This is a genomic window from Bacillus salacetis, assembly GCF_003581585.1.
Classification (GTDB): domain Bacteria; phylum Bacillota; class Bacilli; order Bacillales; family Bacillaceae_B; genus Rossellomorea; species Rossellomorea salacetis.
This window is the reverse complement of the sequence record NZ_QXIR01000034.1, coordinates 43,053-54,423: the sequence shown is the minus strand read 5'-3', so window position 1 is coordinate 54,423 and position 11,371 is coordinate 43,053. Positions and strand designations below refer to the sequence as shown.

Below are 11,371 nucleotides of genomic sequence, written 5' to 3'. Positions count from 1 at the left end.
TCAAAGGTTTTACTCTCGAAAAAGAAAGAGCAGCACTTTTCTTTCCTGCTTCCCTGGGGTTTAACGTGACAACGATTTACCAGGAAAATATCTGATATCTAATAAATAGGAGCAAAGTCCACGAAAAAGACTTCCAAATAGAGGGTTTTACATACAATGATTTATCTCTATTCCTTATTTTCCTAAGGCTACTCACCTATTGCCCCTGCCCTTCATACAATGTTGAAGTGATAAACCTTTGCAGGTGCAACGCGATTACGTTAAAAGAAGGTGAAAGCATTGATGTTGACTGGAATGCAGATCGCAGTCTTAGGCGGAGATGCGCGTCAACTCGAGATTATTCGAAAGCTTACTGAGCTCGATGCGAAAATTTCCTTGATAGGATTTGAACAATTGGACCATGCTTTTACAGGTGCGCTGAAAGAGAAGATAGATGAAGTCGATTTTGAGACTGTAGATGGCATCATCCTCCCGGTTCCGGGGACGAATCTGGAAGGGGAAATTGAGACGATTTTCTCTAACGAAAGGATCGTGCTGACAGAAGAAATATTGCAAAGCACTCCCTCACATTGCAAAATTTATTCCGGCATTACAAATAAGTATCTGGATGAGATTACTTCTTCGGCGAATAGACAACTTATTCAATTATTTGAACGGGATGATGTGGCAATTTTCAACTCGATTCCTACAGTGGAAGGAACAATCATGATGGCTATTCAACATACAGACTTTACGATACATGGTTCAAATCTGATCGTACTTGGGCTGGGCCGTGTTGGTATGAGTGTAGCGAGATCCTTTCATCATTTGGGGGCGAGGGTAAAGGTCGGAGCAAGAAAAAGTGAACATTTGGCCCGCATAACCGAAATGGGGCTTAAACCGTTTCATTTGGATGATTTTGAGAAAGAGGTCGGCGACTGTGATATGTGTATTAACACGATACCGGCTCAGGTCGTTAATGCCGGTGTCATTGCCAGGATGCCTGCCCACACATTGATCATTGACCTTGCGTCAAAGCAGGGCGGTACAGATTTCAGGTATGCAGAAAAGCGGGGGGTAAAAGCGCTGCTTGCACCAGGGCTCCCTGGAATAGTAGCTCCGAAATCAGCGGGACAGATTCTCGCAAATGTACTATCCCAACTTTTGCTTCAAGATTTATCATCAAGAAAGGAGTAGTTTGAATGAGTGTAAAAGGAAAACGAATCGGATTCGGGTTAACTGGTTCCCACTGTACTTACGATGCAGTTTTTCCAGAGATTGAAAGACTGGTCAAGGAAGGGGCCGATGTCATTCCCGTTGTCACTTCGACTGTAATGAATACGGTCACCAGGTTCGGAGATGGAGAAGATTGGATCAAGAGAATTGAAGAAGTGACAGGAAACGCTGCAGTGGACACCATTGTAAAGGCAGAGCCCCTTGGCCCGAAACTTCCTTTGGACTGTATGGTCATAGCTCCTTTGACAGGGAACTCAATGAGCAAGTTTGCAAATGCAATGACAGACTCCCCTGTGTTGATGGCTGCTAAAGCAACATTAAGGAACCACCGTCCGGTTGTGCTCGGCATATCCACAAATGACGCATTAGGTTTAAACGGGGTTAATCTTATGAGGCTAATCTCTACAAAAGATATTTACTTCATACCATTCGGTCAGGATGATCCTGAGAAAAAGCCAAAATCAATGGTAGCCAGAATGAACAGGCTAATGGATACAGTGGAAGCTGCGATGGAAGGAAAACAACTGCAGCCAGTAGTAGTGGAAAGGTATCTGGATTCATGACTCATCTCTGTTAACACTTTTAGAATGCTTCTATAAAAAAATGCCGCTCCATTCAAGGGGGCGGTTTTGGCTTGCCCAGCAGGAGAGACTCGGCCTGCTGCCGGCATGTTACAGCAGAGTAAAAGACTTCCAACACTATTCAAGAAAAAATAATATTGTCGGACTATTGTTTATGTTAAAATATTCTTTATTACGGTAAATGATTAAAATGTTTTTCATTCCGAATATTACTATTATAGATTTATATGGTCTGGAAGGAGAATATAATATGAACACACATGGTTATCGTGTAGCGGTAGTCGGCGCAACAGGCGCTGTCGGCCAGCAAATGATCAAAACACTGGAAAGCAGGGATTTTCCCATTGATAAGCTGACCCTTTTATCTTCTGCACGCTCAGCGGGCAAAAAAGTTACTTATAAAGGTGAAGAAATAACTGTCCAGGAGGCAAAACCAGAAATTTTTGACGATATCGATATTGCTCTGTTCAGTGCCGGCGGCAGCGTATCAAAAGAACTGGCACCGGAAGCAGCCAAACGCGGAGCGGTCTGTATCGATAACACTAGTGCTTTCCGAATGGACCCGGACGTTCCACTGGTTGTGCCTGAGGTGAATGAAGAGGAAATCAGGAACCATAATGGCATCATTGCGAACCCTAATTGTTCCACTATACAAATGGTGGCTGCTCTTGAACCTGTCCGGAAGAAATTCGGACTTGATAAAGTCATCGTCTCTACTTATCAAGCTGTTTCCGGCGCTGGAGCTGCAGCAATTGATGAACTTCATAGTCAATCCCAGGCAATATTGGATGGCAGAGAGGCTAAAGCGGAGGTGCTTCCTGTAAAAAGCGGGAAGAAACATCATCAAATTGCTTTTAATGCCATTCCACAGATTGATAACTTTGAGGAGAATGGGTATACATTTGAAGAAATGAAGATGATCAATGAAACAAAGAAAATCATGGCCATGCCTGAATTGAAAGTGGCGGCGACCTGTGTGAGGCTGCCAATTGTCACAGGACATTCCGAGAGTGTATATTTTGAAATTAAAGATGAGAATGTAACAGCAGAAGATATCAAGACATTGTTAAAAGATGCACCTGGTATCATTCTGCAAGATTCACCTGAAGAACAGCTCTATCCAATGCCGGCAGACGCAGTGGGGAGCAATGATGTATTCGTAGGAAGAATCAGGAAGGATCTTGATGACCGCCGCAGCTTCCATATGTGGGTGGTTTCTGATAATCTCCTGAAAGGCGCTGCATGGAATTCTGTGCAGATTGCCGAGAGCCTGATCAAGCTGAATCTAATCACCAGGAAATAAGCGATTATTGAGGTATATCAACCAATGGACACTCTAAACTTCCTTATATGATCTCCAGCAAGCCTCTTGTTTTTATAATAAAAACATTGGGGTGTAGACATGAAGATAACTGTTCAGAAATTCGGGGGGACTTCGGTTCGTGACGAGGCAGGCCGTACAAAAGCTGCAGGACATGTATTGAGGGCTATTCAAGAGGGCTACAAAGTAGTCGTCGTCGTTTCCGCCATGGGAAGGAAGGGAGAACCTTATTCTACTGATACACTGCTTTCATTAATCAACGGTAAAGAAACAAAGGTAAGCAGCAGGGAACAAGATATCCTTCTTTCGTGCGGGGAAACGATTTCCACTGTCGTATTCACAAACCTTCTGAGGGAGCAGGGAATCAAAGCGACAGCATTAACAGGAGCTCAGGCGGGCTTTCTTACGAACAGTGACCACACAAATGCTAAGATCATCAATATGAACTGCAATCGATTATTATCTGAATTAGAGGAAAATGAGGCCGTTGTGGTGGCTGGGTTTCAAGGATTGTCTCCCAAAGGAGAAGTCACGACGATCGGGCGGGGTGGCAGTGACACATCTGCTGCGGCACTTGGTGCTGCATTGAAAGCTGATTGGGTGGACATTTTCACAGATGTGGAAGGAATTATGACTGCTGATCCGAGGGTGGCAGAAAAGGCAAGGCCGCTTTCCGTGATTTCGTATAATGAGGTTTGCAACCTTGCGAATCAAGGAGCAAAAGTCATTCATCCACGTGCAGTTGAAATTGCAATGGATTCAAGGATCCCGATCCGAATCCGTTCAACTTATTCCGACAACCCGGGAACTTTGGTGACATCCCTTGAAAAGAAGAAGGAAAAAGGGCTGGAAGGCGGCATAGTGACAGGTATTGCCCATGTGGGGAACTTGTCGCAAATAAAGGTTTCTGCCAGAAAAGACCAGTATAATCTGCAATCAGAGGTGTTTAAGGCAATGGCAAATGAGAACATCTCAGTCGATTTCATCAATATATCACCGCAGGGGGTCGTTTACACAGTTCCAGCGGATTTAACGTCAAGAGCATTCCGGGTACTGAAGGATCTTGGCCATGATCCGTTAATCGAGACAGAATGTGCAAAGGTTTCGGTTGTAGGAGCAGGAATGAGAGGGGTACCGGGAGTCACAGCTGCCATTGTGACAGCACTTTCGGAAAGGAATATAAGAATCCTTCAATCTGCAGACAGCCACACAACAATATGGGTCCTCATTAAAGAAAATGACTTGAAAATGGCAGTCAATGCCCTTCATGACTGTTTTCAATTGGAAGTAGAGCAGGGTACACTGTTTATAGAAGAATGAAAAGGAGTGGGAAAACGTGCATTTTGGCCGTGTCTCAACAGCAATGGTTACGCCATTTGATAATAAAGGAAACATTGATTTTCAAAAAACTGCACTGCTGGTAAACTATTTGATCGAAAATGGATCTGACTCTCTTGTTGTAGGTGGAACAACAGGTGAATCCCCTACTTTGTCTCAAGAGGAGAAATTAGCTTTATTCAACCATGTCGTGAAAACCGTAAATGGCAGGGTGCCCGTCGTTGCAGGAACAGGAAGCAACAATACCTACCAATCTGTTGAATTCACCAGGAAAGCGGCTGAAACGGGAATCGATGCAATCATGGTAGTCGCACCGTATTACAATAAACCGAGTCAGGAAGGGCTTTATCAGCATTTTAAGGCAGTTGCTGAAGCTGTGAGCCTTCCTGTCATGCTCTATAATGTACCAGGCAGGGCAGTAACGAAAATCGCCCCGGAAACCATCATCAGACTTTCAGAAATTGAGAACATTACGGCAGTCAAAGAAGCGAGCGGTGATCTAGATGCCATGACGGAGATCATTGCTAATACACCGGACGGCTTTCTTTTATACAGCGGGGATGACGGCTTGACCCTCCCAGTCCTTTCTATAGGCGGAACTGGAATCGTGTCGGTTGCTTCCCATGTCATTGGGAATGAAATGCAGGAAATGATCCGCTATTTCCTTCAAGGGGAACTTCGTCCAGCGTCTAAGCTTCATGGAAGGCTGCTGCCCATCATGAATGAGTTATTCGCAGCCCCGAGCCCTGCGCCAGTCAAGACAGCCCTTCAATTAAAGGGATTGGATGTCGGATCAGTAAGGCTCCCGCTCATCCCTTTGACAGAGGAAGAAAGAAAACGTCTTTCCAACGTCCTTGAGCATAATTGAATCAAAACCAAGAAGGCTCCCTCCAGCAAGGCTGACAGGGGGCTTTTTTGGGTTCTTTTCAACAGGCTATTCCTATTGTTCAGAAAGCAGCAACTTTGCGAGGCAGCCTTTTTATAAGGAAGAACATAGAAGCAAAGAGTTAAAAGGAGATTTACAGGGGTATGGAGAATAGTAAAGAAGACCGTCAAAGATCGGTGAAACAGGTCAGGAAATGCATAATATTTAGAATTTATTGACCGTTCAAGATGATTTTCGTTGTAAAGATAAAATTCAATAAAGTATAATGTATCTAACTGATTATTGATCGGGAATTACAGCATAGGAGGAAAACGACATTGAGCAAGAAAAAGAATGAAAGTATAAAAATCATTCCCCTTGGAGGAGTAGGGGAAATTGGCAAGAACATGTATGTAATCGAAGTGGACGAGGAGATTTTTGTTGTAGATGCAGGGCTTATGTTCCCAGAGGACGAAATGTTCGGGATTGATATGGTGATACCGGATATTCAGTACCTTATCGAAAATAAAGAGAGAGTCAAGGGAATTTTCCTAACACACGGACATGAAGATGCCATAGGTGCAATCACCTATGTCCTTAGAAAGATAAAAGCCCCTGTTTACGGTACAAAGCTGACTAATGCCCTTGTAAAGGGAAGGCTGAAGGATGAAGAATTCAAGGAAGATATCAAATTCTACAATATCCACTCGGACAGCAAACTGAACTTTGATGGTGTGACTGTGACATTCTTCAGGACAACACACAGCATTCCCGATTCAGTAGGCGTTTGCATCAATACATCCGAAGGCGCGATTGTCCATACTGGCGAATTCAAGTTCGACCAGGCAGCTAGAGGTCTCTATCGTCCGGATATTGGGAAAATGGCCAAAATCGGCGATAATGGCGTCCTGTGTCTTCTATCAGATAGCACAGAAGCCGAAAGACCTGGTTATACAACTTCCGAAGAAGTGACGGCAAATCAAATGAATTCCGCTTTTCATGCTGCAAAGGGCAGAATCATCGTGGCAAGCTATGCTTCTAACTTGATAAGGATCCAGCAGGTATTCGATGCAGCCTTTAAGAATAATCGTAAGGTGGCAGTTGTTGGCAAAAGTCTCGAACGGGTGTATGAGATTGCATTGAACCTCGGCTATCTTCAAATCAAAGAAGATGTAATCATCCCGATTCAGGATATATCCAAATACAGTGAAGATGAACTTGTTGTCATTGCTACTGGAAATCAAGGCGAACCTTTTGAAGCACTCCAGAAAATGTCCAAACAGAATCATAAATTGGTGAATATCCAGGAAGGGGATACTGTCCTGATCACTGCGACTCCTTCCCATGGAATGGAGCTGACCATGGCCAAAACGGTGGACATGCTTTATCGTTCCGGTGCCAACGTCCTGACAGCGAACAAAAAAGTACATGTATCAGGGCATGGGAGCCAGGAAGATTTAAAACTAATGCTTAACCTGATGAAACCAAAGTATTTCATTCCTATCCAGGGGGAATACAGAATGCTGATTGCCCATGCGAAGCTGGCGAACTCTATCGGCATCTCCCATAACCGTGTATTCATCCTTGACAAGGGTGATGTGGCGCAATATAAAGACGGAAAGATGAAAATGAGCGGGAGGGTGCAGGCAGGCAATGTCCTGATCGATGGAATCGGTGTAGGAGATGTGGGGAATATTGTCCTGCGTGACAGAAAGCTGTTGTCACAGGATGGGATCTTCATCGTGGTTGTCACTCTCAGCCGTAAAGGAAAGACACTTGTATCCGGTCCGGAAATTATTTCCCGTGGATTTGTTTATGTCCGCGAATCGGAAAAACTGATGGACGAGTCGACAAAGCTCGTCAAACAAATCGTCGATGGATATCTGGCAAAAGGTAAATTTGAATGGTCCAATATCAAACAGGATATCCGTGATCAGCTGAGTCACCTTCTGTTTGGCAAAACACGGAGAAGGCCGATGATTCTTCCAATTATCATGGAAGTGTGAACGACCGGCATATGAAAGGAGAGCAGGGCAGTAAGCCTGCTCTTTTTTCGTCTTTGGGGGAATGAAACCTCTGATCAGGAAGATACTAAAAAATATTATTGCTTAAGAAGGAGAGTGTCTCGAGTAATGGATTTTAGTATGAAACATAATCAAGCAGACAAAAGTGAGGAAAAAGAAAAAGAGGGTAAATCAGGTTTGATGGAAAAAATTCAACAGCTCGGCCAGACGAATGTACCCCAGCTTTCAAGCGATTCAAACATCCACTGCCTGACGATTGTAGGTCAGATTGAAGGGCATATGCAACTGCCGCCGCAAAATAAGACGACGAAATATGAGCATGTCATTCCTCAATTGGTTGCAATAGAACAAAATCCAAAGATTGAAGGATTGCTTGTTGTCCTTAACACAGTGGGAGGGGATGTAGAAGCAGGGCTTGCCATCTCGGAAATGCTCGCTTCACTGTCGAAGCCAACCGTTTCGATCGTCCTTGGCGGGGGGCATTCCATTGGTGTGCCAATCGCGGTTTCATGTGACTATTCCTTCATCGCCGGAACTGCGACCATGACGATTCACCCTGTCAGGCTGACAGGGCTGGTCATTGGTGTTCCACAAACCTTTGAGTACCTGGATAAAATGCAGGAAAGGGTTGTGAATTTCGTTACCAGGCATTCCAAAGTTTCTGAAGAGGACTTTAAAGAACTGATGTTTGCCAAAGGAAATTTAACGAGGGATATCGGAACCAATGTGGTAGGCGAAGATGCAGTTAATTATGGATTAATTGACGGAGTCGGCGGTGTGGGCGAAGCCATCAAAAAGTTGAATGAATTGATTAATCTCAAAAGCGGTAACAAGGAAGAAGGGATGCTGCAGTGATCCTTCATACAACTGTTCCTCAGGAATTGATCTTTCCAGCAGACCAAAGTGAATACGCTCAGCAGAAGGTTGTCGAATGGCAGGGTATACCCCTTCTTGTCGAACAATCCCAGCAGCAATACAGGGTGCTCAGGGTAATGAGCAGTGATCCGGCTGATTACTTGAATGAGCAGGTCTGTCCTGGGCAGTATCTGCAGATGTAATGTTTCCAACCATTGATTTTCGCCAATGGGAGTATGTGATATAATATATGGAGAAATCGGCATTAATTTGAAATCTGCTTGTTGATCTCTCCTGATACACGGGACTGGTATTTTCAGCTTTTTGATAAAGCGGTGAATGCCAGCCCTTTCTTCATCTTTGCGATGAAGTCCCGGAATGGACGGGAAGTTCAAAAACCATAGGCAGATGCATAATATTAGAGAATTTAGGTGAAAGAACGTTGGCGAAAAGAAAAAGAAGAAGCAGGAAAAAATCCACAACCATTAAACATACAATCAAATATGAATTGTTCGGCATGCTGCTGATAGCACTGAGCTTGATAGCCATTATACAACTGGGAGCAGTGGGCAAGGCATTTGTCCTCTTTTTCCGTTTTTTTCTCGGCGAATGGTATATGCTTGCGTTCATAGGAATGCTGTTAATAGCAGGATACATGATGGTGAAACGGGAAATGCCTGCGTTTTTTTCCAGGAGGCTCTCAGGGATTTACATAATCTTGATAAGCACATTGCTGCTCAGCCATGTGAAACTGTTTGAACTTCTCTCAAATGACGGGGCATTCCAGAATCCGAGTGTCATAGCAAACACTTGGGAACTGTACTGGATGGAAGTCAGAGGTGAAGCAAGCACATCAGATCTTGGCGGGGGAATGATAGGTTCCATCCTATATGCTGTTGCCTTCTTCCTGTTTGAATCCGCCGGAACAAAAATTCTGTGTATGGCACTGATAGCCATTGGGATTGTCCTGATAACCGGTAAGTCTTTCGGATCGGCACTGGGGAAGATGGGGTCAGCTGCCTCCGAGTTCTTCGGGAATCAATGGTCCGCTTTCCGCCAGGATTTGAAAGAGTGGAAAGAAGAAAGAATTGATAAGAAAGAGGAAAAGCAGAAACTGAAGAACGAAATTGCCAAAGAGAAAGATAATGACAAATCCCGATCGGAACCAGTTGAGGAAGTTAATGTTGAGCCGATCATTTCAAGCTTCAATGAGAGGGCCTATCCTGAAGAAACCGCTCATCCCCCTTTGGAGGAAGAACATGACATTTCCTCCGGCCCTGCCGGTGATAACAGCGGAGAACCATCTTCCGAGGGGGACGATGAGGCACCGCCCATCACGTTTACAGAAGTGGAGAATAAGGATTACAAACTTCCCCCTATTTCGTTATTAAGCAGGCCGAGCCAGACCGACCAGAGCAATGAATATAAGATGATCCATGCCAATGCAGCCAAGCTGGAAAGAACCTTTCAGAGTTTTGGCGTTAAAGCTAAAGTTACCCAGGTCCATTTGGGACCGGCTGTCACCAAGTATGAAGTTCACCCTGATACAGGTGTCAAGGTCAGCAAAATTGTGAATCTGAGTGATGATCTGGCTTTAGCCCTTGCCGCAAAGGATATCAGGATCGAAGCCCCGATTCCGGGAAAGTCAGCAATTGGGATTGAAGTCCCCAACACTGAGGTGGCAATGGTATCACTGAGGGAAGTCCTTGAATCGAAGTCAAATGATAAACCAAACTCCAAGCTCTTAATCGGTCTGGGCCGTGATATAACGGGAGAGGCTGTATTGGCAGAATTGAATAAGATGCCGCATTTGCTTGTTGCCGGGGCAACAGGCAGCGGGAAGAGTGTATGTATCAATGGAATCATAACAAGCATCCTCATGAGAGCAAAGCCGCATGAGGTCAAATTAATGATGATCGACCCGAAAATGGTTGAGTTGAATGTATACAACGGTGTCCCTCATCTTTTAGCACCTGTGGTTACTGACGCCAAAAAAGCATCACAGGCTTTAAAAAAGGTTGTCAGCGAAATGGAAAGAAGGTACGAACTGTTTTCGCATACAGGTACAAGAAACATTGAGGGTTACAATGAACATATCAAACGCCATAATAAAGAAAATGAGGAGAAACAGCCGGAACTTCCATTTATAGTCGTAATAGTAGATGAACTTGCTGATTTGATGATGGTTGCTTCCAATGATGTAGAAGATGCAATTACGCGCCTTGCCCAAATGGCACGTGCTGCCGGAATACATTTGATCATTGCTACCCAGCGCCCGTCAGTCGATGTCATAACAGGTGTAATCAAAGCGAATATACCTTCAAGGATAGCGTTTGCGGTGTCTTCCCAGACCGACTCCAGAACGATATTGGACAGCGGGGGAGCAGAAAAGCTCCTGGGACGCGGAGATATGCTGTTCACGCCGGTAGGTGCTTCGAAACCGACGAGGGTTCAGGGGGCATTCTTATCAGATGATGAAGTGGAAGAGATCGTAGATTATGTCATCGGCCAGCAGAGGGCACAATATCAGGAAGAGATGATTCCCGATGAAGTGCCGGAAGGAGACAGTGCTGCTTCAGTGGAGGATGACCTGTATGATGATGCGGTCCAGTTGATAGCAGAAATGCAGACGGCCTCTGTTTCGATGCTGCAGAGAAGATTCAGAATAGGGTACACAAGGGCTGCCAGATTGATCGATGCTATGGAGGAAAGAGGGGTGGTCGGCCCTTATGAAGGAAGCAAGCCAAGGACTGTATTGGTTGGCAAGCCCTCAGAAGAACATTCTTCATAGGTATAATGAAACTGTCCGGAAGTTTTCCGGGCAGTTTTTTTAGTGCCGGGGCAAAAGACCTAACCATCTGATTTGGAAATTCCCTGTACTATTTGACCCCCTTCCGCCCCGGAAATCTTCTGTTTAATTAGAGTAGCCTGATAAGGATTCGAACTCAGAAGTGTAAGCGTTTTTTCACTAAATCTAAAATAAATTTAGAAATATGAGGTCAGACCTCTATCCTTGGGGACGGTCAATGTGTTATACTTTTAAAAGCGTTTACATTTTCTTTTGTCTGTATGAAAGCCTGATTCGGAGGATGTCACCATTTCTTAAAAGCCTGTTGGACCGCAGTTGAAAATTTTGAAAGTTTTGATTATCTGCTTTTTTCGACAAAAATCC

Annotated in this window: 10 protein-coding genes; all 10 read left to right on the top strand. The window is 44.5% G+C overall.

The window, feature by feature from the left end; genetic code table 11:
- Positions 1 to 282: 282 nt before the first annotated feature.
- The 10 genes from dpaA to D3H55_RS19415 all read left to right on the top strand — a co-directional run bounded on the left by dpaA (position 283) and on the right by D3H55_RS19415 (position 10,990).
- The gene (dpaA, locus tag D3H55_RS19460; RefSeq protein WP_119548965.1) at positions 283 to 1,176 is read left to right on the top strand and encodes a dipicolinic acid synthetase subunit A; all 894 of its coding nucleotides are present in this window, start codon (positions 283 to 285) and stop codon (positions 1,174 to 1,176) included.
- Between the two features lie 5 nt (positions 1,177 to 1,181).
- On the top strand, positions 1,182 to 1,778 hold the full coding sequence (gene dpaB / locus D3H55_RS19455; RefSeq protein ID WP_119548964.1) for a dipicolinate synthase subunit B: 597 nt from the start codon (positions 1,182 to 1,184) through the stop codon (positions 1,776 to 1,778).
- A 268-nt stretch (positions 1,779 to 2,046) separates the two neighbouring features.
- On the top strand, positions 2,047 to 3,099 hold the full coding sequence (asd, locus tag D3H55_RS19450) for an aspartate-semialdehyde dehydrogenase (protein ID WP_119548963.1): 1,053 nt from the start codon (positions 2,047 to 2,049) through the stop codon (positions 3,097 to 3,099).
- A 99-nt stretch (positions 3,100 to 3,198) separates the two neighbouring features.
- Positions 3,199 to 4,437 carry an aspartate kinase gene (dapG, locus tag D3H55_RS19445; RefSeq protein WP_119548962.1) on the top strand — a complete coding sequence of 413 codons (1,239 nt, stop codon included), beginning with the start codon at positions 3,199 to 3,201 and terminating at the stop codon, positions 4,435 to 4,437.
- Positions 4,438 to 4,480: 43 nt separating this feature from the next.
- Positions 4,481 to 5,323 carry a 4-hydroxy-tetrahydrodipicolinate synthase gene (dapA, locus tag D3H55_RS19440; RefSeq protein WP_119548969.1) on the top strand — a complete coding sequence of 281 codons (843 nt, stop codon included), beginning with the start codon at positions 4,481 to 4,483 and terminating at the stop codon, positions 5,321 to 5,323.
- Positions 5,310 to 5,495 (top strand): hypothetical protein, encoded by a 186-nt coding sequence (locus D3H55_RS24520; protein ID WP_119548961.1) that lies wholly within the window; start codon positions 5,310 to 5,312, stop codon positions 5,493 to 5,495. Before dapA ends, D3H55_RS24520 begins: the two co-directional genes overlap by 14 nt.
- 163 nt (positions 5,496 to 5,658) lie before the next feature.
- Positions 5,659 to 7,326: a ribonuclease J gene (locus D3H55_RS19430; RefSeq protein WP_119548960.1), complete on the top strand. Its 1,668-nt coding sequence runs from the start codon at positions 5,659 to 5,661 to the stop codon at positions 7,324 to 7,326.
- Positions 7,327 to 7,464: 138 nt separating this feature from the next.
- A complete protein-coding gene (locus tag D3H55_RS19425) occupies positions 7,465 to 8,199 on the top strand; it encodes a ClpP family protease (protein WP_420808777.1) in 735 nt (244 codons plus the stop codon).
- A complete protein-coding gene (locus D3H55_RS19420) occupies positions 8,196 to 8,402 on the top strand; it encodes a YlzJ-like family protein (protein WP_119548958.1) in 207 nt (68 codons plus the stop codon). The genes D3H55_RS19425 and D3H55_RS19420 overlap by 4 nt, the downstream gene beginning before the upstream one ends.
- 239 nt (positions 8,403 to 8,641) lie before the next feature.
- Complete coding sequence (locus D3H55_RS19415; protein WP_119548957.1) at positions 8,642 to 10,990, top strand: FtsK/SpoIIIE family DNA translocase; 2,349 nt, start codon at positions 8,642 to 8,644, stop codon at positions 10,988 to 10,990.
- Positions 10,991 to 11,371: the final 381 nt, after the last annotated feature.

What these genes read in the sequence shown, in the direction of transcription:
- dpaA (WP_119548965.1), top strand. Translation starts at nt 283, where the DNA reads ATGTTGACTGGAATGCAGATCGCAGTCTTAGGCGGAGATGCGCGTCAA.
- dpaB (WP_119548964.1), top strand. Translation starts at nt 1,182, where the DNA reads ATGAGTGTAAAAGGAAAACGAATCGGATTCGGGTTAACTGGTTCCCAC.
- dapG (WP_119548962.1), top strand. Translation starts at nt 3,199, where the DNA reads ATGAAGATAACTGTTCAGAAATTCGGGGGGACTTCGGTTCGTGACGAG.
- asd (WP_119548963.1), top strand. Translation starts at nt 2,047, where the DNA reads ATGAACACACATGGTTATCGTGTAGCGGTAGTCGGCGCAACAGGCGCT.
- D3H55_RS19425 (WP_420808777.1), top strand. Translation starts at nt 7,465, where the DNA reads ATGAAACATAATCAAGCAGACAAAAGTGAGGAAAAAGAAAAAGAGGGT.
- dapA (WP_119548969.1), top strand. Translation starts at nt 4,481, where the DNA reads ATGGTTACGCCATTTGATAATAAAGGAAACATTGATTTTCAAAAAACT.